Here is a 22,978-nt window from a genome sequence, read left to right as displayed (position 1 = left end):
AAAGCAAAATCCTACCGATGGTAAGGGTGATTATTCATCAGTGTCCAAGCGCGATATATCTGCTCTGCTAGCAGTATTCGCACCATAGGATGAGGTAATGTCAGTTTTGAGAGAGACCACGCTTGGTCTGCACGAGCAGTACAGCGTGGATCTAAGCCGTCCGGCCCACCGACTAGCAAAGAGATGTTATATCCATCCATGCGCCAATTAGCGGTCTGATCGGCCAAATTTTCAGTACTCCACGCTTTACCTAAGACTTCAAGGGCAATGACTTTATCGCCAGCTGGGATCGCAGCTAGCATTGCATCCCCTTCTTTTTGAATAGCTTTAGCAATGTCCGTGTTCTTACCACGAGGCGACATTGGCAACTCAACCAATTCTAGGGCGAAGTCTTTCGGCAAACGCTTGGCGTATTCTTCGTAGCCTTCGGTTACCCATTTCGGCATTTTTGTACCGACTGCTATTAACCTAACGCGCATTTTAAAGCCTTAACGTTGCTCTGGTTTGATATCCCAAAGTTTTTCTAGGTCGTAGAACGAGCGAGCCTCTTCCGTCATCACATGCACCACTACATCGTATAGGTCGACTAGAACCCATTCACTGCCCATGTCACGACCTTCACTACCTAGCGGCTGAAGACCTTTACTTTTTGCGTGTTCTACTACGTTTTGGCCCAAAGAGTTTACGTGACGCTTTGATGTACCAGTACAAATCACCATAAAGTCCATCATATCTGTCAGTTCACTGACGTTAAGTACAGTGATGTTATCGCCCTTCACATCCTCAAGTGATTCAACAGCAATTTCGAGAATTTGATCAGCAGATAATTGGTTTTGGCTCATAGTTTCGGATAACCCTATTTATATAAAGAATGTGCTTCAATGAAGCGTTGTATTGTTTCTGGAACCAAGTAAGCAATAGACGCTTTTTCGCGACAAAGGTTTCGTACTTGGCTGGATGAAATCGCTAATGGCGTAAAACTTTGCATCCAAATCTTACCAGCGGGCGCGCATTGTAACTCAGTCGCGCTCTCGGCTCGATGTTTTTCATAAAAAGACTCTAAGGTCGAAATAAAGTCAGGCTCCCAGCCTGGCCTTGAAATAACCAATATATGTGCAACAGATAGCAGATCTTGCCAACGCGCCCATGTTGGTAGAGATAGAAAACTATCCATTCCTACCACCATAATGAGAGGCTCCTCTTGCCCCAGCTCTGCACGCAACTCGACCAGCGTTTCAAATGTATAGCTAGGCCCCGCACGAAGAATCTCTCGGGCATCAACACTTAACCGGCTATCCGCGGCAATACCAAGCTCCACCATTTTCAGTCTCTGTTCAGCACTAACGGTCGGCTCACCCTTATGCACAGGTTGAAAACATGGAATTAATCGCAGTGTTTCGAATTGAAAGCAATCAAGAATATCAACAGCAGAGCGAAGGTGGCCGTGATGGATTGGATCAAAAGTCCCCCCCATCACAACCGTACCTTTCTTTAACGCTTGGGAAACCTCAGTTGTCACGGGTGTGACCATCCCCTAGTACAACGTATTTTTGGCTAGTTAGACCAATTAAGCCTACTGGGCCACGGGCATGAATCTTATCGGTCGAAATACCAATTTCCGCACCAAGACCGTACTCAAAGCCATCGGCAAATGCCGTTGAAGCGTTAACCATCACAGAAGAGGAATCTACTTCGGTCATAAAAGCACGTGTCTTTGAATAGTTCTGAGACACAATAGCATCAGAGTGGTGCGAGCCATATTGGTTAATATGCGCAATGGCTTCATCCATATCAGCTACCAACTTAATCGATAACTTAGGCGCAAGATATTCAGTGTACCAATCTTCTTCAGTCGCAGGAGCTGCATCAATAATGGCCCGAGTTTGCTCACAACCTACTAATTCAACACCTTTTTCAGCCAAGGCATCCGCTAAACGAGGCAAGATTTCTTTCGCAACACTCGCGTTAACAAGCAATGACTCCATCGCATTACATACACCGTAACGGCGAGTTTTGGCATTCATGGCAATGTTAAACGCTTTTTCTAGGTCTGCTTCATCATCAATGTAAACATGGCAGTTACCATCTAAATGCTTGATCACAGGTACACGAGCGTCTTTGCTAATGCGCTCAATCAATCCTTTTCCGCCACGAGGAACAATCACGTCTACAAACTCTGGCATAGAGATCAAACGGCCCACTGCTTCACGGTCTACAGTATTGATTACTTGCACCGCATCTTCAGGTAGACCGGCTGACACAAGACCTGACTGAACCGCCTGAGCAATGGCTTGGTTTGAGTAAAATGCTTCACTACCACCACGCAAAATGGTTGCGTTACCTGATTTCAAACAAAGACTCGCAGCATCAATCGTCACATTTGGGCGAGACTCGTAGATAATACCGATCACGCCCAACGGAACACGCATCTTACCAAGCTGAATGCCAGAAGGACGGTAAACCATATCGGTAATTTCACCCACAGGATCTGGTAAAGTGGCGACCTGCTTTAAGCCTTCAATCATGCCATCAATGCGTGCATCGTTTAGCTCAAGTCGATCCAGCAACGCCGGCTCTAACCCCTTCTGTTTGCCATTTTCCAAGTCCTTAGCATTCTCTTCTTTCAGTCGAGGTCGTGCATGCTCCAGAGCATCAGCCATAGCGAACAATGCTTTGTTCTTTTGCTCAGTGGTTGCACGAGTCAATTGGCGCGACGCTGCGCGAGCCTTTTGACCAACTTCGTTCATGTAAGATTCTAAGGACATTATTTTCTCTCTTCTTTATCCAGCGATTTCATTTCCCATCGTAGGGACGCTATAAAAATAGATAAGCGGTATACTAACACAACTTATTCTATCTGATTCCGTATTATTCATTACTTAGCAACGAAATAATCATGAGCCAATCCTTCACATTTCAGCAAATCGGCCTCGTTCACTCTTGTTATAAACAAAAGTTTGGCATCCCCAGACAACCTGGTTTGGTGACTGAAGCATCCGCTTCGATTGAGTTATTACCGCCTTTTAACCGTCTTGATGTACTAGATGGCCTAGATGGCTTTTCACACATCTGGGTGCATTTTATTTTCCACGAGTGCATGACAGATAATTGGAAGGCCAAGATTCGCCCACCACGCCTAGGCGGCAAAGAAAAAATGGGAATTTTCGCCACGCGCGCTACTCACCGCCCTAATCCATTAGGATTATCGGTTGTAGAAGTCAAAGGCGTGAGAAAGGACGGCAATCGCGTCTTCATTGATATCATCGGTGCAGACCTGCTCGATAAGACCCCTATCGTCGATATTAAACCTTATCTTCCTTACGCAGATGCTCTACCCAATGCAAAAGGTGGCTTTGCACCACTACCCACCACATTAAAAAGCGTCAAATTTTCTGAATTAGCACTCGAACAAGCAGAATCCTACAAAGCTATCTATGCTAGAGATCTAGTGCCATTAATTGAACAAGTCATCGGCCAAGACCCACGCCCTTCCTATTTAGTTGGCTCGGAAAACCGCAATCACGGCAACCAGCTATGGAATGCTAATATTAAGTGGACAGCAAAAGAGGATCATTTCCTCGTTACACAAATAGAGTATCCGGTAGGTGAGCAACATGAACAAGTCGAAAATGCTGAGCGCTTATAAAACTGTGAATAACTTAAAAGCAGATCAACCGAAGTCAGGCACACCCGAAGATCAGCCAAAACCACTTTATCGCTCAGAATACGATGAAAAACTGATAAAAGAATACCATTTCGCTAAATTTAAAAAGAATTTAGACCTAATTCAAAATAGCCCAGAACTTTCCGAGTTACTTGAAAAGGAAGAATGGGATGAAGATGATATCAAAAAGCTGCTGGCCACTTTTCGCTGAACTTAGAGCTATACCCACATTTATCCACATCTTCTGTGTATAGTTTATTTGTCAATCCGATCCACGAAAAAACATAAAAAAAGCGGACCTAAAAAGGCCCGCTTTTTCATAAACTATTCTTTCAGCTATTGCTTAGTCGAAATTAGTTTTGGTTCTCAAGTTGAGCTTTGATTAGATCACCGATTGTAGTCGGGCCGCTAACTTCAGCTTGTTGCTTCTCAGCGTGAGATTTAAGAGCAGCTTTCTCTTCAGAAGCGTCTTTAGCCTTAACAGAGATAGCGATAGTGCGTGCTTTACGATCAACGTTTACGATCGCAGCTTCAACTGCATCACCTTCTTTAAGAACTGCAGAAGCATCTTCTACGCGCTCACGGCTGATTTCAGAAACTTTCAAGTAAGCTTCTACGCCTTCAGCTAGAGTCACAACAGCACCTTTTGCATCAACTTCAGCAACAGTACCGTTTACGATAGCGCCTTTGTCGTTTTCAGCAACGAATGCAACGAAAGGATCTTGCTCTAGTTGTTTAACACCTAGAGAGATACGCTCACGCTCAGCATCGATAGAAAGAACAACTGTTTCTAGAACGTCACCTTTCTTGTACTTACGTACTGCTTCTTCACCAGCTTCATCCCAAGATAGGTCAGATAGGTGAACAAGGCCGTCGATACCGCCGTCAAGACCGATGAATACACCAAAGTCAGTGATAGACTTGATAGCACCAGAGATCTTGTCGTTCTTGTTGAAAGATGTAGCGAACTCTTCCCATGGGTTTGGAGTGCACTGCTTGATACCTAGAGAAATACGACGACGCTCTTCGTCGATGTCTAGGATCATAACTTCTACTTCGTCGCCGATTTGAACAACTTTAGAAGGGTGGATGTTTTTGTTAGTCCAGTCCATTTCAGAAACGTGAACAAGACCTTCAACACCTTCTTCTAGCTCAGCGAAGCAACCGTAGTCAGTTAGGTTAGTTACGCGTGCAGTAACTTTAGTACCTTCTGGGTAACGAGCTTTGATTGCTACCCATGGATCTTCACCTAGTTGCTTAAGACCTAGAGATACACGGTTACGCTCACGATCGAACTTAAGAACTTTAACGTCGATCTCGTCACCTACAGCGATGATTTCGCTTGGGTGCTTGATACGCTTCCAAGACATGTCAGTGATGTGTAGAAGACCATCAACACCGCCCAAGTCAACGAATGCACCGTAGTCAGTAAGGTTCTTAACGATACCTTTAACTTCTTGACCTTCTTCAAGGTTAGCAAGAAGAGTTTCACGCTCAGCACTGTTAGTCGCTTCCATAACAGCACGACGAGAAACAACAACGTTGTTACGTTTTTGATCAAGCTTGATAAGTTTGAACTCAAGTTCAACACCTTCAAGGTGAGATGTGTCACGGATAGGACGAACATCTACCAAAGAACCTGGCAAGAAAGCACGGATGTTAGCGATATCAACAGTGAAGCCACCTTTAACTTTACCGTTGATGATACCTTTAACGATTTCACCTTCTTCGTATGCTTTCTCAAGCACAGACCAAGTTTCAGCACGCTTAGCTTTCTCACGAGAAAGTTTAGTTTCACCGAAACCGTCTTCAACAGCGTCAAGAGCTACTTTAACTTCGTCGCCGATGTTTAGAGTGAATTCGCCGCTCTCGTTTAGGAATTGAGAACGTGGGATAACGCCTTCAGATTTAAGACCTGCGTGAACAGTTACCCAGTCGCTATCGATGTCAACAACGATACCAGTAACAATTGAGCCTGGCGCCATTTCTACGCTTTTTAGGCTTTCTTCAAACAGTTCTGCGAAGCTTTGAGTCATTGTGATTCCTATATATACGGAACAACTAAATGTTCCCTGCCACATCGCCAGCTTATGTGGGGCTAATTTACATTGATTGCGACTTGGCTTTTGCTGGCACCAAGTCGACTAAATTTTTAATCGCAATATTTTAGCACAAAGAATGAGCATTAATACAGTTGCATACTTAAATGTAGGAAGCTTTTGCCGCTTCAGCCAGCACAACTTCAACAACCTGCTCAATCGCCATGTCGGTACTGTCAATCACTACCGCACCAGCCGCCGGCACTAATGGAGCAATTGGGCGGTTAGCATCACGCTCATCACGCTCTTTAATGCTCTTAACAAGCTCTTGATAATCGACAACCTCACCTTTTTGCTCTAACTGAAGCAAACGTCGCTGAGCTCGCTCTTCAGGTGAAGCGGTAAGGAAAACTTTTATGCTTGCTTCAGGAAACACGACTGTTCCCATATCACGACCGTCCGCAACAAGACCTGGCGTATGCGCAAAAGCACGCTGTCGCAACAACAACCCCTCACGCACATCAGGAATGGCAGCCAGTTTTGACGCTTGATTACCAACAATTTCAGTTCGGATCGCCTGAGTGACAACCTCACCTTCTAAAATAATTTCAACCTTGCCTTCTTCTGACTGCTGGAATTGAATATCCAAGTGCTCTGCCAATACTTTCAACGCCTCAACATCATCCGATTGAATACCATGATGAGACGCCGCTAACGCTAACAATCTGTAAAGCGCACCACTATCAAGCAAATGCCAACCCAGCTTCTCCGCGACTAATTGACTTACTGTGCCTTTACCGGCACCACTTGGGCCATCAATCGTAATAACTGGGGCTTGATTAATCATATCTGTTCCTCTTATTTAGCTTTGCACTAAGCACTTAAGGCCTAGTTGCGCAGCAATTTCTTCTAAGTTTGGAATTTGCGCTAACAATTTCTGACAATCCCTGACTGTCGCACCGTTGCGGCAACGGGCTGCAAGCAATAGAAATGCCAATGCAACCAATTCATTCCCCGCACTGTCCAAATCCCCACCCTGAGGGGTACATCCCTTTGATAACAATGTTCCGGCGTGCCATTCAACGGCACCACCAATGTGATTCACACCATCTACAAATGTCGTGATACGATCTTCATAGAAATAAGGTAAATGTGAAATCCCTTCAAACTGACTATCACCTTCTGCATATATCGCAGCCGTCGCCAGCTGAGTTAAAAATTCTCTCATCTCATAAGATTGCACAGCATCCAGGTTAAAAGACGAGAGTTTAGCAAAACTCACTTGAACACTTTGAGCAGCGAACACATCAATAGGTTCACCCACCCAATCAATTTTTGCTCCAGCGCCCTGCAACAAGGACAGCACCTTAACCATACGCCCTTGACTAGAAACACCACTTAAGCGAAGCGACGATCCTGGCAAAAGAGTCGCCAGCAACACAGACCAAAGTGTTTGCTGCATGTCTGCAGGCAAATCCAAAGCCGTCCCTTTCAGCTCATTACTTGAAACCGAAATGTCAGACTCTCCATCAATGCCCACGCCAAAACTCGCAAACAATGCACGGACTTGGTCATCGAAATGCAATACCGTAGAAAACTGACTTTGCCCTTCTGCAAACAAACTTAATAACACCGCGCTGGACATCAAGCGTGATGAAGGAGGTCCAGGTAACTCAATTTTCACAGGCGTCAATTCTGCCGGTGCAAACTTAAATGGTAGGCAGTCAGCAGCAGCACTCGTAACAGAAGCCCCTGCTTCTCGCATTAATGCCAACAAATGCGTAAACGGTGTATTAAGAAGCGTCTCTTCACCAATCACTTCCACGTGGAACGTCTGCCCAGACAATATCGGGGCAAGCAAATACAGCGAGGTTGCAGAGTTATGAACATTGATCGGCGCAATGGGGGCTCTTAGCCCACGACGACCAACACCATGAACCCTAACTGCTCCATAGCCAAACTCCTCAATAACCACACCCATATCTTTAAGAGCCTGCATGGTTACTTTGACATCACCGGTAAGGTCAATATTACTTAATTCACTGACCCCTTTGGCAAGGGCGGCCATTATAAGCGCTCTATGTGACAAAGATTTGTCACCGATCAACTTGATTTCACCGTTGATAGCCGAAGCTGGGCTAACACTGATTGCCACCGCTTTTTCTTGGGGCTTACCCAAGGTTCGCTGCTCTAGTAAGCGCAAGAAGTGATCACGTGCAGACTTAGCTCGAGTAAACACGCCATACATCGAAGCACCGTCAGCCTCAACGATCGCTTGGCGCATTTCATCTAAACGCTCAGTAAATAAATCTAGCGTGGCTAATGTTGCATCCTTATTTGCAAGGAAAACATCTCGCCACATCACCGGATCACTTGATGCGATTCGAGTAAAATCTCTAAATCCACCGGCCGCAAAGCGGAAAATATCTTGGCTTCGTTCCGCATTGGCCAAGGCGTCGACTAGCGTATAGGCCAACAAATGAGGCAAGTGACTTGACGCCGCTAACACATGGTCGTGGTGATCCACATCCATACTAACCACATCAGCCCCTACTGCACGCCATAAACGGTGCAGCCGGTCTAACAACTCAGGATCGGAATACGGCAATGGCGTCACAATGGCCATATGCTTTTCAAATAGATGAGGATTCGCAGCCAAGACACCGCTTTTCTCTGCACCCGCAATCGGGTGACCTGGAATGAAGTTAGCAGGTGCTTCGCCAAACACTTTTTTCGCAGCCGCTACGACGCTGCCTTTAGTGGAGCCCACATCCGTGATTAATGTCGTAGGCTTAATAAATGGTTTGATTTCTGTCAGCACAGACTCCATGGCACGCACAGGCGTCGCCAAGATAATGATATCCATGTTTGAAATGGTCGCTTCGTCTAGCTGAGCCGGGTGATCAATCACCCCTGTAGACACCCCAAGCGTTAGCTCACCCGCTCGACGGTCAGCCCCAAAAAGTGTCGCCAAGCCTTGTAGCTTCAGACTCTTCGCAAAAGAGCCACCAATCATGCCTAAACCGACAATTAAGACATTGCCAAATTCTTTCTTACTGTCTTGCATCGCAAGTGCCTTTTCCTGAACTATCGCCTAAAGAACCGCGACAGGGTATGAACCTAGAACTTTTACTTCTGACGCTCGTTCACGCAACTCATCGATCACTGCATGGCACGCCTCATCTTCACAATGCCCCCAGAAATCAATATAGAAGACATAACCCCACTTACTAATAAGGGACGGACGAGTTTCCAAGCGTGTCATGTCGACACCATGGCGTTCAAAGGATTCTAGCAAGCGATACAAAGCGCCCGGCTCATTCTTGGCACTAACCAATAACGACGTCTTATCTTTGCCACTTTGTGGCACTTTTTCATTACCAATAATAAGGAATCGAGTCGTGTTATCTGGGTGATCTTCAATATTGGCTGACACCACAACAAGATCATACAATTGACTAGCAATGTCACCGGCAATGGCAGCAACCGCTTTACCGTTTTTACCCGCTTCAGCAGCCAGGCGTGCACCTTCTGCATTTGAGCTAACCGCCACACGCTCGGCATGCGGCCAATAACGATCCAGCCATGCTCGACATTGCGCCAAAGACTGTTGATGCGAATAAATATGTGTCACATCATCAGGATTGATGTTCGGCGCAACCAGCAAGTTATGATGAATACGAACCTCTACTTCACCACAAATTTTCAAACGTGAATTTCTGAAACTATCAAGCGTGTGATTTACTACACCCTCTGTAGAGTTTTCGACCGGTACCACACCATAATTCGCTGCACCAGACTCCACCTCACGAAACACCTCATCAATAGCTGCCATGGGCGCACTAATGATGGATTGACCAAAATGTTTCAGTGCTGCTTGCTGTGTAAAGGTTCCTTCAGGACCTAAAAAGGCAATACGCATTGGACGCTCAAGCGCTAGACAAGACGACATCACCTGACGAAAGATCTTCGCCATTTCCTCATTGCCTAATGGCCCCTTATTACGCTCCATCACTCGGCGCAATACCTGGGCTTCACGCTCTGGACGATAAAACACAACATTCTGATCGCCCTGCTCAGTTAGCTTAACTTCAGCTACCTTTTGCGCACAGGCTGCGCGCTCATTTATCAAGTCTTGAATTTGCGCGTCAATCGCATCAATTCGATCGCGAAGCATGGGCAGCGTGATCGTCGTTGTATCATTTTTAGTCGTCATAGAGCGTGTATCCTAGTTACAATTAACCGTAGCGTTTTTCGAATGCTTGCATGAAATCGATCAATGCTTTCACGCCTTCAATCGGCATAGCATTGTAGATACTTGCACGCATACCACCTACTGAACGGTGCCCAGCAAGGGTGCGAAGCCCGGCTTCTTCAGACTCTTTTAGGAAAGTCTTTTCAAGTGACTCATCCGCCAACACAAATGGCACATTCATCCGCGAGCGGTAGCGAACATCAATAGGGTTTGAGTAGAAACCACTGTTATCGATGGCACTGTAAAGCAAATCCGCTTTTTCAACGTTTATTTTTTCCATGGCTGCCACACCACCTTGTGCTTCTAACCACTCAAAAACCAAGTCAGCCAGATAAATAGCAAAGGTTGGCGGTGTATTGATCATGGAGTCGTTTTTCGCAAGATTCTCAAAAGACCAAACACTCGGCAGTGCTTCATTGTTGCTGCGCGCCAATAAGTCTTTGCGAATAATGTTGATCACAACACCTGCTGGACCCACATTTTTTTGCGCACCGGCATAGATCAAACCGTACTTAGACACATCAATTTCACGAGACAAGATGGTCGAAGATAAATCTGCCACGATAGGAAGATTGGTTTCAGGCAAGTCTGCAAACTCTAACCCACCAATGGTTTCATTGGGCGTCAAGTGCAAATAAGCAGCCTTTTCATCAAGATTCAAGGTCGAGAAATCAGGCACAGATGTGTAGTTCACATCTTTTGTCGAGCCAGCCAATACCACATTGGTGTATTTCTTCGCTTCTTTAATCGCTTTGGTCGACCACGCACCGGTATCTAAGTAACACGCGGAATCAAAGCCATTTGTCAGGTTCGCTGGAATTTGAGCAAACAGCGTTGACGCACCACCCTGAGCAAAAACAATTTCATAATTGTCAGGGATGTTTAACAAACGCGTCAGGCGAGCTTTAGTCGATGCTAAAATCGACATAAACTCTTCACTTCGGTGACTCATTTCCATGACGGACACGCCTTTGCCATGCCAATCAAGTAACTCTGCTTGCGCTTTTTCCAATACGGCTTCTGGAAGCGCGGCGGGACCAGAACAAAAGTTGTAAACGCGGCTCATTCTGCCTAAAACCTCATTTAAATATGTACCCTATGGCACAAAAGAAGGCGCACTCAAGGTGCGCCTAGAACTTTACTCTTCAGAGCTTGGGGGATTACTCTGAAGTTCGTCTGCTGTATCGGTTGTTTCAACATCAGCATCCACCAACTCGGCTTCAGCTTCTGCATCGTCATCCTCTACGACACGCTCCACACCCACTAAACGCTCTTCATTCGATAGTCGAATAAGCGTAACGCCTTGTGTGTTACGTCCCTGACATGAAATTTCTGAAACACGGGTACGAACCAAGGTTCCCATGTCCGTAATCAAGATGACTTCATCCGTATCTTCAACCTGCGTTGCTCCCACTACTGGGCCGTTACGCTCGGACACTTGAATACCAATGACACCTTGACCACCACGACCGTAAACAGGGAATTCACTGATCATAGTACGCTTACCGTAGCCATTCTCGCAGGCCATCAGTACAGCTGTTTCCTGCTCAGCACTTGGCACGATCAAAGAAACCACTTTCGCCTCTTCAGCCAACTTGATACCGCGAACACCGGCAGCTGTACGGCCCATTGGGCGCACATCAGTTTCTTTAAAGCGGATAGTCTTGCCTGAGCTTGAAACCAACATAATGTCATCATTGCCAGATGTTTGTGCAACACCTACCAATGCATCTGTTTCATCTAGCTTCAGCGCGATCAAACCACTTGAACGTGGACGAGCGAAATGCTCCATCGCCGTCTTCTTAACAGTACCATTAGCAGTCGCCATAAAGATGTAGCTACTTGCTGCAACGTCTTCCGCTTCGTCTACTTCTGTATCAACATCACTGTCCGCATCGGTTTTCTCCGGTGCAGTCAAAGGCAACAGTGCCGAAATATGCTCACCTTCCGCTAATGGCAGCAAGTTAACAATTGGACGACCTTTTGATGCACGACTACCGACAGGAATCTCAAACACACGCAACCAGTACACTTTACCGAAGTTACTGAACAGCATGACCGTGTCGTGACTGCTGGTCACCAACAGGTGACTGATATGATCTTCATCCTTCATACCCGATGCAGATTTACCACGGCCACCACGGCGTTGAGCTTTGTATTCTTCTAGCGGTTGTGTTTTCGCATAACCAGTATCAGAAATCGTCACAACCATTGGCGCTTCATCAATCAAGTCAGCAATGGTGAGATCTTGCTTGGATGTCAGGATCTCTGTACGACGCGCATCGCCAAATTGATCGCGAGCGTCTTCCAGCTCTTCACGAATCACTTCCATTAGGCGATCAGGGTTGCCAAGGATTTCCAACAACTCAGCGATCAAGTCGATCAAAGACTTGTACTCTCCAAGCAGTTTTTCATGCTCAAGACCCGTTAGACGGTGTAAGCGAAGATCAAGAATCGCTTGCGCCTGCTCTGGAGACAAACGGTATACACCATCATTGAAACCATAAGCGGCATCCAAATCATCTGGGCGACATGCATCTGCACCAGCACGCTCAAGCATCGCCATGACATTGCCAGGCTCCCACGTTTCTGAGATCAGCTTTTCTTTTGCTTCTGCAGACGTAGGCGATTGACGGATCAATTCGATCACACGATCGATATTAGCAAGCGCTACAGCCAAACCTTCCAGAACATGCCCGCGCTCACGCGCTTTACGCAATTCAAAGATAGTACGGCGAGTCACCACTTCACGGCGGTGCTTAACAAAGCACTCAAGAACTTGTTTCAAGTTCAATAGCTCTGGGCGACCATCCACTAGAGCAACCATGTTGATACCAAACACGGACTGCAACTGTGTTTGTGCGAAGATATTGTTTACAACCACGTCTGGGTTTTCACCACGACGCAGCTCAATTACGATACGCATACCCTCTTTATCAGATTCGTCACGTAGTTCGCTAATACCTTCTATTTTCTTTTCTTTAACCAGCTCAGCGATCTTTTCAATCACTTTTGCTTTGTTTAGCTGGTAAGGAATCTCTGTGAAGACGATCGCTTGGCGATTACCTTTTTCCATGTCTTCCACATGGTGGCGAGCACGCATGTAAATGCGGCCACGACCAGTCTTGTAGGCTTCAACAATGCCTGCACGACCATTAATAAAGGCACCTGTTGGGAAGTCTGGGCCAGGAATATGCTCCATCAATTCATCGATGGTGACTTCTGGATTATCGATAACGTTTAAGCAGCCATCGATGACTTCACCTAGGTTATGCGGAGGAATATTGGTTGCCATACCTACGGCAATACCCGCAGAGCCGTTCACCAGCAAGCCTGGGATACGAGTCGGCAACACATCCGGCATAAACTCTGTACCATCATAGTTTGGTACAAAATCAACCGTCTCTTTTTCCAGATCCATCAGCATATGGTGCGACATACGCGCCATACGGATCTCGGTGTAACGCATTGCTGCTGCACTGTCACCGTCTACCGAACCAAAGTTACCTTGGCCATCAACCAGCATATAGCGCATTGAAAATGGCTGTGCCATACGAACGATGGTTTCATACACAGCTGAATCACCATGAGGGTGATATTTACCGATCACATCACCGACGATACGCGCCGATTTTTTGTAGGGCTTATTCCAATCGTTCTTAAGCTCATTCATCGCGTATAAAACACGACGGTGAACTGGTTTCAAACCATCTCGAACATCAGGCAATGCACGCCCAACGATTACACTCATCGCGTAATCAAGATAAGAACCTTTCAGCTCATCTTCGATACTGACGGGAATAATTTCTTTGGCTAATTCACCCATAGATACTACCGTTCCTTATGTTTGGAGCGAGATAACAATACGACCGCTCCGGCCATCTTTTTGTAAGCGCGGCATTATACCACAAGCATTTCGTGAACACCCATCATCAATAGAGGTTTTATTTAACGATCAATGAACTATGAGCTCACCATAATCATAGCCAAAGCCGCCACATAAAAATCATCGAAAAAAAGTTCCTTCACATCAAACTTTGGGCACGCAAAGTTTGTTGCCATGAACATAATCGCTATAATGCGTTGATCCAAAGAACAACACTCGCACGAATACTAGGAAGTAACCACACGTTACTGCAGTAGCCCTAACAGAATAGGATTAAGAGATGACCTCTAACCAAACCAACAGCACCAACGTAGATTTAGACGAAGTCGCAAAGTTTGAAGCGCTTGCAAGTCGCTGGTGGGACAAAAACAGTGAGTTCAAACCTCTACACGACATCAACCCCCTACGCGCCAACTACATCAATGAACGCGCATCACTACACGGAAAAAAAGCCATTGATGTAGGCTGTGGTGGCGGCATCCTGTCAGAAGCGCTTGCTCAAATGGGCGCAGATGTAAAAGGCATCGATATGGGTGAAGCACCCCTTGCTGTTGCTAACCTTCACAAGGAAGAAAGTGGCCTAAACATTGATTATGAACGCATTACCGCGGAAGAAATTGCTGAGCGCGAAGCAGAGCAATACGATGTGGTCACTTGCCTTGAAATGCTAGAGCACGTCCCAGATCCTGCATCTGTTATTCGCGCGTGCATGAAACTTTGCAAACCTGGCGGTCACGTCTTTTTCTCAACCATTAACCGCAACCCGAAAGCCTATCTATTTGCCATTGTTGGTGCGGAATATGTGCTAAGAATGCTACCTAAAGGCACTCATGATTACGCAAAATTCATTCAACCTGCTGAACTGAGCAATTTTGCACGCCAAGCTGGGTTAGATGTCACTCACATGACTGGCATGACCTATAATCCATTAACGAAAGTATATAAATTGAATGAACGCGATGTATCTGTAAATTACCTAATGCATACGCAAAAGCCCACGCAAAACTAGGAGGCCTATGATGCTGGACTATCAAGCGCCGAATGATTTACTGAAAGAAAAAGTTATCCTAGTCACTGGAGCCGGAGACGGCATAGGCAAGCAGGCGGCACTGAGTTATGCTGCTTGCGGTGCTACCGTGATTTTACTTGGACGCACCACTAAAAAACTGGAAGCCGTTTACGATCAAATTGAAAGTCTTGGCTACCCGCAAGCAGCCATAGTGCCACTTAATTTGGATACTGCAGCCGAGCATGATTACATCGAGCTTGCCAACACCATTGAAACTGAATTCGGGCGCTTAGACGGCATCCTTCATAATGCCAGCATTCTTGGGGATCGAACGCCGCTGGCAAATTTCGAACCAAGCACTTTTGAACAGGTCATGCGCGTCAACGTCACGGCAGCATTTCTATTAAACCAAGCCTTGATACCCTTACTACAGAAAGCACCTAAGGCTTCCATTATCTTTACAACCTCGAGTGTTGGCCGAAAAGCGAAGGCTTACTGGGGCGCATACGCCGTGTCAAAATTCGCCACGGAAGCCATGATGCAATTGCTAGCAGATGAGCTTGAAAACATATCCAACATCCGCGTCAACGCTATCAACCCAGGCGGCACCCGCACTAACATGCGAGCACACGCTTACCCTGCGGAAGACCCAAACACATTAAAAACCCCTCTGGACATTATGCCCCTCTATCTTTATTTAATGGGCAACGACAGTGCAGATATTAACGGCCAATCACTTGATGCCCAACCTAAATAACCTAGCCATCTTGCACTGCAGCATGAGAACACGCTAACCTGTTCTCATGCTGAAAATCACTCTATTCACACGCGCATCATTACAGCTTACAGTCCTCTTAGTAAGCGCCATTTTCTTTAGCTTCAACACGCTCGCTTCCACTATGCAAACAATCCCAGGAAAAGGTCAGTCTGACCAACACACCTACGCTTACATCACACTAGAAAATGGACTCACCGCCATTTTAGTTAACGACCCAAATGCAGAGAGGCCTGCTGCCGCACTGGCCATCAAAGTCGGCAGCTATCAGGATCCTGACGAGCACTTAGGCTTAGCGCACTTACTGGAACACATGCTTTTCCTTGGAACCGAGAAATATCCTGAAGCTGACGCTTACCAAGCTTTTATTAGGCAGCACGGCGGAACCCACAACGCCTATACCAGCAGCCAAGTCACCAATTACTACTTTGATGTCTTACCAGACGCGTACCCTGAAGCCCTGGATCGATTCGCGCAATTTTTTATCACCCCCACTCTCGATCCTCAGTATATTGAGAGAGAGATCAATGCTGTGGATTCAGAATACCGGGCAAAATTAGACGACGAGCAAAGACGCAGCAACCAAGCTTTCAAGACGCTTCTAAACCCACAACATCCTGGCAGTCGATTTACCGTTGGGAACAAAGAAACGTTAGCCAACATAAAAGCAGATCAGCTTCGCGCCAAGCTATTGGAGCTTTACCATGGCTACTACACGCCAGATAACATGATGCTGACGCTGACAGCCAACCAACCAATCGAGATACTGGCAACCTACGCACGCACTTATTTTGGGGACATTAAACCAAATACTAGCCAACCTAAAAAAACACTACCTGAGCAATTTAAAAGCACAGAGCAAGGCAATATTCAGTTCTTTAAGACCAACACAGAAAAGAACGTGGTTAAGTTTTCTTTTCAAATACCAAGCCAAACCCACAATCACGCTTCGCAACCAGCTCGCTATCTATCTTATGTATTAGGCGATGAGTCGAGAAACTCCTTATTTGCCGACCTCAAACAGAATCATTGGGCTCAGGCGCTGCATGCAGGTATAAATCAAGATGATGGTAAAAACGCCCTATTTACCGTCACCATCAAACTAACCGATGAAGGCATTACACAGCGCGAGAAGGTGCTAGAACGTCTATTCATAACGATTAATAACCTAAAATCTGCCCCCATCTCGCAACAGTACCTAACTGAAACAAAAACTCTAAGTACGCTCAACTACGACTTCCACGACTACCTCCAGCCAATGAAGCTATCGCAGATACTGTCCAGTAGAGCCCTGGATGCTGGCGCCCATGATTTGCTCTCTAGTTTCCACATTACTCAACATGCTGACGAGAGCGATATCAAGCACTTACTCAAGCAACTAACACAAGACAACCTAACCATTCAGTGGCTCAACCCTAGCCAGTTCCCTGAGAACTGGATGGCAAAGACGCCTAGCTGGGAAATAGAACCTCTTTACAATGGTCATTACGCCAACGGCACCATCGCTTTTCAAGTAAAAACGCTATTAAAGAATAGCCAGCTATCAAGCTCTTTCGGTTTACCCGAAGCAAATCCATTTATGCCAGAAAACCTTGAGGTACTCAGCCAGTCTCAACAGGCCGATGCTAGACCCATTACATCAGATCCTGGCTTCCACTTTTGGCACAAACAAAACAGCAAATACAATAAGCCCACCGGCATGATTTTTGGTTATTTTGGTTTTCTGGAAAACCCAACAACCAAAGACCGCTTATTGTTACAACTTTGGGCAAAACTGTTTAACGATGCAGCCAGCGAAAGCACTTATCAACCCTACATGGCTGGATTGGGATACCAACTGTATGCCCACGGAAACGGTCTAACCTTGCGAACCAGTGGCTACAACGACAAACAAGATGACTTCTTTTACTCTTTGGTTGAGATGCTTCTTGATTTCAGAGCTTCATCTGAGCGCTTAGCCATCGCCAAACAAGACATCCTAAAAGGCCTAAACAACCTTGAGAGTCAGCCACCCTACGCTCTAGCAAGACATTACTTTAGCCAAGTCGCCATTCAAGGCAATGCTCCCACACGCGAACTACGAGAGCTGGTTACACAAATCACTATCGAGGACATCAATCAGTTTATCCAACAACACTCGCAGCATTTTGAGTTTGCTGGGTACATGACGGGGAATTTTAAAGAAAAGGCTGCCACACACTTGTCACAGCGCATAATGTCGGTTGTCAAAAGCTGCCTCTACGATCACCCATACCGCCATGTTGAACTGAAGAGTTTTGAGGCGCAACAGCACTATTTATACCAGTTCAATACCCGCAGCGCAGACAGCGTTGTGCTATATAGCCTCATTGCCACCGACAACAATAATGCCACCTATTTAGAGCGCTGCTACATTCGAATACTCGCGCAACTTCTGGGCGCACAGTTTTATAACGAGTTTCGCACCGAGAAGCAGTACGGCTACATCGTCGCGGTGACCAATCAGACCATTGAAAAAACACCTGCTTTAGGTTTTCTGATCCAGTCTCCCAACACTTCAACCAAGGTGCTAGTAGAAGAAATCGAACGCTTCATTGATGAACGAAAATGGGGTGATAAGGACATTTCTGATACGGCATTTGAGCAGGCTCGACAAGCAGTACTTGCCGCCTACCAAAAGCAACCAACCAATCTAAAAGAGCAAGCCCTTGAAGAATGGCCACACATTGTCGAGCCAGAACAAAACTTTGCTGACCGACAACACTGGATTGATGCCTTACAATCCATGAAAAAAGAGGAATTCTTGGCCTACATGCGCGTTAAAGTTGAGAATAACCAAGCCGCTCGCCTACTGATCACTAATCAATGGGACGATACAAGTGGGTGGAAGCCAATCACTATAAATTAGTGGTAATGGCTCTTCTAACCACCAATCAGCTGCTCTAACTTCTGCTCATTCGTTAACTCAGCTTGATCCTGCCTTTGCTCAGGCACTTCAGCAGGCTCGACCGGTGGCTGCACCAGATTCCCAGGCGTTACTTGACTAAACTCCCCTTCATCTGGTGCGACAGTCGACTCGCCATTTAGCTCAGCTTGATCCCGCTCAAGCTTTTCTTTCTGATCACCAAAGATACCGATCTCAGGCATCATACTTAGACGCTTCTTTTGAATTTCTTCAGGAATGTGTCCTGTAAACAATACAGTGAAAGGGGACTCTTCTGTACGGCGATTTACCTCACGGTAAATCTCCTGCTCACGCTTGGCGATAGCAGACTCTTCTAGATAAGAAAGTTTGTTGGGATTGGCCGAGACAACCATGTTTGGCAAATTGATATTTTTAGGCTGTTCAGCTGGGATAATGGTGACAGCTTCTGGAGAGTTTACCACCACTTGGTGCTCACCGCGGTACACTTGGTTCCCATACATTACCTCTACAGGCTGGGTATAAATTGTCTGCGCCCAAGATCCACTCACATGAATCAATGAAAACGCCAGCCAAGAATATCTTACAGAGAACATTGCACCACTCCAAAATCAGTTCCCTCACTATAGAAGAAACCCAAACCAAAAAAAAGGAGACCATTGGTCTCCTTTTTTTATCGTCATGTTAACGAATGTCTTAAAGTGTAATTACATCAAACTCAACTTGAGGATCAACCTCAGCTTCATAATCCACACCTTCAACACCGAAACCAAACAACTTCAAGAACTCATCTTTATAAAGTTGGTAATCTGTTTCAGCAAATAGGTTTTCGTCTGTGATTTGTGGCCAAAGGTCACGGCAAGCCTGCTGCACGTCTTCGCGAAGCTCCCAGTCATCTAGACGCAGACGATTACTATCGTCTACCAACTCAGCTGGGTTGTTGTCGTTGTATAGGCGCTCAGCAAACATACGGTAAATTTGATCCATACAGCCTTCGTGAAGACCTTTCTCACGCATCACTTTAAATACCATAGATAGGTATAGTGGCATTACTGGGATCGCAGAAGAAGCCTGTGTTACAACAGACTTAAGTACCGCTACGTTTGCACCGCCGCCCTGCTTCGCAAGATCAGCATTAATTGCTTGAGACGCGCGATCCAAATCTTCTTTTGCTTTACCTAGGGCACCGTGCCAGTAGATTGGCCAAGTGATGTCAGAACCAATGTAAGAGTAAGCAACCGTACGTGCACCTTCAGCTAGAACTCCAGCTTCAGAAAGCGCAGACATCCAAAGTTCCCAGTCTTCACCACCCATTACAGTAACCGTTTGCGCCACTTCTTCTTCAGTTGCTGGCTCGATTTCTGCGTCGATGATCACATCACGGTTGGTATCAATCGCTGTAGAACGGTATGGTTCGCCGATTGGCTTAAGTACTGAGCGAATTACTTCGCCAGACTCAGGCATTTTACGAACAGGTGACGCTAGTGAGTAAACCACTAGATCGATCTCACCAAGATCTTCTTTGATCAGCTCGATTACTTTGTCGCGTGCTTCATTTGAGAATGCGTCGCCATTAATGCTTTTCGCGTAAAGACCCGCTTCATGAGCCGCTTTGTCGAATGCCGCAGCATTGTACCAACCAGCAGTACCTGGCTTTTTCTCAGTGGCAGGTTTTTCGAAGAATACACCGATTGTCGCAGCGCCAGAACCAAATGCCGCAGCAATACGAGAAGATAAGCCGTAACCGCTTGATGAACCAATCACCAATACTTTCTTAGGGCCATTTTTAATTTCGCCGTTAGCTTTCGTTTTAGCAATCTGATCTAAAACGTTTTTCTCACAACCAGTTGGGTGAGTTGTCGTACAAATAAATCCACGAATTTTCGGCTTAATGATCATATTTAAGTCTCAACGTCATGTTTCCATAGCATGTTGCTGAACCCTTTAACCGCACAGCAACACAAAGTTGGCACACATGATACAATACCCAGCAATACTTGTCCCTTTTCTTTATTTCCCTATAGATCAATCACTCGTCTTCTATGAAAACATTAATCATTGGCTATGTTTGGCCTGAACCAAATTCCTCCGCAGCGGGCAGCCGTATGATGCAACTCATCAAAACCTTTCGCGCTCAAAATTGGAAAGTAGAGTTTGCGTCACCAGCACAGACCACTGAACATATGGAAGACCTGTCCCAGTTTGGCGTTAGCTCAGCGAACATTGAGCTTAACCATGACAACTTTAACGACTATATCGCGGCTTACAATCCCGATATGGTGGTGTTTGATCGCTTTATGATGGAAGAACAGTTCGGCTGGCGCGTGGAGAAATATGTCCCCAGCGCGCTACGTGTTTTAAACACTGAAGACTTACACTCCTTGCGTGATGCACGCCACACAGCGGTTAAACAAGGTCGCCCTTTCGTTCAATCGGATATGCACAGCGATCTAGGCGTTCGCGAGATTGCATCAATTTATCGTAGCGACCTTACATTAATGATATCAGAATATGAGGCGGAGCTTTTAAAGCGTGAGTTTAGTGTGCCTGAGACGCATATTATGCACCTGCCATTTATGCTGGATACACAGTCATTAACAGCAAAACCTTTCGCTGATCGAAAAGACTTCGTCATTATTGGTAACTTTAGACACGCGCCAAATTGGGATGCCGTGCTTCAGTTAAAACAAGTGTACTGGCCAAAAATTCGCAAACATTTACCCGATGCCAAACTCAATATTTACGGCTCATACCCGCCACCAAAAGCAACCCAACTTCATAATGAAAAAGAAGGCTTTTTAGTCAAAGGCTGGGCGGAAAATGCGTTTGAAGTCATCGAAGATGCGCGCATCATGCTTAGCCCAATTCGCTTTGGCGCAGGTATAAAAGGCAAGCTAGCAGAAGCCATGCAAGTCGGCACACCAAGCATCACTACATCTGTTGGCGCTGAAGCTATGCATGGCAGTATGCCGTGGAATGGTATCGTGACAGATGACGTAGAGGAATTTGTTAATGCGTCAGTAAGTCTCTATCAAGACCAACAAAGCTTTGAACTCATGCAGCAGAATGGCCACGCTATTATTAAACAGCGTTATGATAAAGATGATTGGATGAACAAACTGGTGTCTCGCTTAAACATTCAGCAACAACTGAAAGAGCGTTTGAGAGAGAATTTCTTCTTAGGCAAATTGGTACGCCATCACTCCATGAAAAGCACTCAATATATGTCTCAGTGGATCACCCTTAAAAACCAACAGGCAAAAACCGAGACAAAATAATACGGCTAGCTCACAAACCCACTTTCACTTTCACGCTGGCGGACTTTTTCCATGACTGCCAGCTGCTCTTTATAGGTCATACGCCCCCAGTAACTGATTTCTTGCCCAGTACGGTAACAACCTATACAAAGGTCATTGTCATCCAAACTGCAGACATTGATACAAGGAGAGCGTACGGCCTTTTGTTTAGCAGACGCTTTCTGACGATTGGTGTTTTTCATTTTTCTTCTCAGTAAACGCTAAGCTTCTAAAATAAAAAACCTCGCTATAAAGAATGAGTCAAACGACAGCCATTTACAGCGAGGTTTATTTTTTGAATTTTAGAATTCAGCGTTGTGGTATACGCGTTGAACGTCGTCTAGATCGTTCAATAGATCAAGGAAGCGCTCGAATTGCTCAACATCTTCACCTGAAATTTCCGTTGTCATTTGTGGGATAAATTGAATTTCATCCACATCAAAGTCAACTTCGCCAAATGCATCAATAATCGCTTGACGTGCTTTGCCGTATTCTGTGTTTGGAGTGAATACAGATACTTTACCGTCTTCTGATTCAATATCAGACACATCAACATCGGCTTCCAACAATGCTTCCATCACTGCATCTTCGTCTTCTGAAGCGAAAACAAAAATCGCAGAGTGGTCAAACATGTGAGACACACTGCCTTGCGTGCCGATCTTGCTCTTAACTTTGTTGAAACAAGTACGAACATCACCGAAAGTACGGTTTGGGTTATCAGACAGACAGTCAACGATGACCATGGTGTTGCCTGGGCCAAAACCTTCGTAACGTGCGGTATCAAAGTCTTCACCGCCGCCACCTTTGGCTTTGTCGATGGCTTTTTCGATAACGTGCGTTGGTACTTGGTCCTTTTTAGCGCGTTCGATCATGCTACGTAGTGCTAGGTTACCCGCTGGGTCAATACCACCAGATTTCGCACATACATAAATTTCACGTCCGTATTTACTGTAAACCTTGGCTTTTTGATCCGAGGTTTTCGCCATGGACTCTTTTCGGTTCTGAAAGGCTCTGCCCATTAGATATTCCTACTCTATTAAGTCGTTTAGAAAGCCGAAATTCTAACGCTTAGCGCTGCGATAGGAAACTCCCTTAGAAAGATTTCATTTCCAAATACTGCTTTACCAAGACAAAAGCGACGTCAACCCCTTA

20 protein-coding genes are annotated in these 22,978 nt (G+C 45.8%); 6 read left to right on the top strand and 14 right to left on the bottom strand.

Features of this window, described 5'->3' with window-relative positions; genetic code table 11:
- Positions 1-11: 11 nt before the first annotated feature.
- From rlmH to C8D85_RS14765, 4 genes are read right to left on the bottom strand one after another with little or no spacing between them, the layout of a single operon-like run.
- A complete protein-coding gene (gene rlmH / locus C8D85_RS14780; RefSeq protein ID WP_133564123.1) occupies positions 12-479 on the bottom strand; it encodes a 23S rRNA (pseudouridine(1915)-N(3))-methyltransferase RlmH in 468 nt (155 codons plus the stop codon).
- A 9-nt stretch (positions 480-488) separates the two neighbouring features.
- Positions 489-842 (bottom strand): ribosome silencing factor, encoded by a 354-nt coding sequence (rsfS, locus tag C8D85_RS14775; protein ID WP_133564121.1) that lies wholly within the window; start codon positions 840-842, stop codon positions 489-491.
- Positions 843-856: 14 nt separating this feature from the next.
- The gene (gene nadD / locus C8D85_RS14770) at positions 857-1,519 is read right to left on the bottom strand and encodes a nicotinate-nucleotide adenylyltransferase (RefSeq protein WP_228191095.1); all 663 of its coding nucleotides are present in this window, start codon (positions 1,517-1,519) and stop codon (positions 857-859) included.
- Positions 1,509-2,765 (bottom strand): glutamate-5-semialdehyde dehydrogenase, encoded by a 1,257-nt coding sequence (locus C8D85_RS14765; protein ID WP_133564117.1) that lies wholly within the window; start codon positions 2,763-2,765, stop codon positions 1,509-1,511. Before C8D85_RS14765 ends, nadD begins: the two co-directional genes overlap by 11 nt.
- A 131-nt stretch (positions 2,766-2,896) precedes the next feature.
- Here C8D85_RS14765 and tsaA point away from each other — a divergent pair, with 131 nt between their 5' ends.
- On the top strand, positions 2,897-3,646 hold the full coding sequence (gene tsaA, locus C8D85_RS14760) for a tRNA (N6-threonylcarbamoyladenosine(37)-N6)-methyltransferase TrmO (protein ID WP_133564115.1): 750 nt from the start codon (positions 2,897-2,899) through the stop codon (positions 3,644-3,646).
- Positions 3,615-3,875: a hypothetical protein gene (locus C8D85_RS14755; protein WP_133564113.1), complete on the top strand. Its 261-nt coding sequence runs from the start codon at positions 3,615-3,617 to the stop codon at positions 3,873-3,875. Before tsaA ends, C8D85_RS14755 begins: the two co-directional genes overlap by 32 nt.
- Positions 3,876-4,017: 142 nt before the next feature.
- Here the strand turns inward: C8D85_RS14755 and rpsA are convergent, their stop codons facing one another.
- From rpsA to gyrA, 6 genes are all read right to left on the bottom strand, one after another.
- On the bottom strand, positions 4,018-5,700 hold the full coding sequence (rpsA, locus tag C8D85_RS14750; protein WP_133564111.1) for a 30S ribosomal protein S1: 1,683 nt from the start codon (positions 5,698-5,700) through the stop codon (positions 4,018-4,020).
- Between the two features lie 166 nt (positions 5,701-5,866).
- Complete coding sequence (gene cmk, locus C8D85_RS14745; protein ID WP_133564109.1) at positions 5,867-6,550, bottom strand: (d)CMP kinase; 684 nt, start codon at positions 6,548-6,550, stop codon at positions 5,867-5,869.
- A gap of 15 nt (positions 6,551-6,565) precedes the next feature.
- The gene (locus C8D85_RS14740) at positions 6,566-8,770 is read right to left on the bottom strand and encodes a prephenate dehydrogenase/arogenate dehydrogenase family protein (RefSeq protein WP_133564107.1); all 2,205 of its coding nucleotides are present in this window, start codon (positions 8,768-8,770) and stop codon (positions 6,566-6,568) included.
- A gap of 27 nt (positions 8,771-8,797) precedes the next feature.
- The gene (pheA, locus tag C8D85_RS14735; protein WP_133564105.1) at positions 8,798-9,919 is read right to left on the bottom strand and encodes a prephenate dehydratase; all 1,122 of its coding nucleotides are present in this window, start codon (positions 9,917-9,919) and stop codon (positions 8,798-8,800) included.
- A 22-nt stretch (positions 9,920-9,941) separates the two neighbouring features.
- Positions 9,942-11,024 (bottom strand): 3-phosphoserine/phosphohydroxythreonine transaminase, encoded by a 1,083-nt coding sequence (gene serC, locus C8D85_RS14730; protein ID WP_133564103.1) that lies wholly within the window; start codon positions 11,022-11,024, stop codon positions 9,942-9,944.
- Between the two features lie 72 nt (positions 11,025-11,096).
- Entirely contained in the window at positions 11,097-13,784 is a 2,688-nt protein-coding gene (gyrA, locus tag C8D85_RS14725) for a DNA gyrase subunit A (protein WP_133564101.1), read from the bottom strand.
- A gap of 340 nt (positions 13,785-14,124) precedes the next feature.
- Between gyrA and ubiG the strand changes: the two genes are divergently transcribed.
- The 3 genes from ubiG to C8D85_RS14710 all read left to right on the top strand — a co-directional run bounded on the left by ubiG (position 14,125) and on the right by C8D85_RS14710 (position 18,515).
- Positions 14,125-14,853, top strand: coding sequence for a bifunctional 2-polyprenyl-6-hydroxyphenol methylase/3-demethylubiquinol 3-O-methyltransferase UbiG (gene ubiG, locus C8D85_RS14720; RefSeq protein WP_133564099.1), 729 nt, complete (start codon positions 14,125-14,127; stop codon positions 14,851-14,853).
- 10 nt (positions 14,854-14,863) lie between these two features.
- Positions 14,864-15,610, top strand: a complete 747-nt coding sequence (locus C8D85_RS14715) for a YciK family oxidoreductase (RefSeq protein WP_133564314.1) — start codon at positions 14,864-14,866, stop codon at positions 15,608-15,610.
- Between the two features lie 142 nt (positions 15,611-15,752).
- A complete protein-coding gene (locus C8D85_RS14710) occupies positions 15,753-18,515 on the top strand; it encodes an insulinase family protein (RefSeq protein WP_162847597.1) in 2,763 nt (920 codons plus the stop codon).
- A 14-nt stretch (positions 18,516-18,529) separates the two neighbouring features.
- Here C8D85_RS14710 and C8D85_RS14705 read toward each other — a convergent pair whose 3' ends face one another.
- Together C8D85_RS14705 and fabV are read right to left on the bottom strand one after the other, a co-directional pair.
- A complete protein-coding gene (locus C8D85_RS14705) occupies positions 18,530-19,126 on the bottom strand; it encodes a hypothetical protein (protein ID WP_133564095.1) in 597 nt (198 codons plus the stop codon).
- Between the two features lie 100 nt (positions 19,127-19,226).
- Positions 19,227-20,429 (bottom strand): enoyl-ACP reductase FabV, encoded by a 1,203-nt coding sequence (gene fabV, locus C8D85_RS14700; protein ID WP_133564094.1) that lies wholly within the window; start codon positions 20,427-20,429, stop codon positions 19,227-19,229.
- Between the two features lie 143 nt (positions 20,430-20,572).
- Here fabV and C8D85_RS14695 point away from each other — a divergent pair, with 143 nt between their 5' ends.
- Entirely contained in the window at positions 20,573-21,808 is a 1,236-nt protein-coding gene (locus tag C8D85_RS14695) for a glycosyltransferase family 4 protein (protein WP_133564091.1), read from the top strand.
- A 5-nt stretch (positions 21,809-21,813) separates the two neighbouring features.
- On the opposite strand, the gene C8D85_RS14690 is transcribed toward C8D85_RS14695, so the two are convergent.
- Positions 21,814-22,029, bottom strand: coding sequence for a DUF1289 domain-containing protein (locus C8D85_RS14690; RefSeq protein WP_133564090.1), 216 nt, complete (start codon positions 22,027-22,029; stop codon positions 21,814-21,816).
- A gap of 99 nt (positions 22,030-22,128) precedes the next feature.
- A complete protein-coding gene (locus C8D85_RS14685) occupies positions 22,129-22,845 on the bottom strand; it encodes a YebC/PmpR family DNA-binding transcriptional regulator (protein ID WP_133564088.1) in 717 nt (238 codons plus the stop codon).
- Between the last annotated feature and the right edge of the window lie 133 nt (positions 22,846-22,978).

It is taken from the genome of Marinomonas communis, assembly GCF_004363305.1.
In the GTDB taxonomy this organism is placed as follows: Bacteria; Pseudomonadota; Gammaproteobacteria; order Pseudomonadales; family Marinomonadaceae; genus Marinomonas; species Marinomonas communis.
This window is presented reverse-complemented; position numbering and strand designations above follow the sequence as displayed.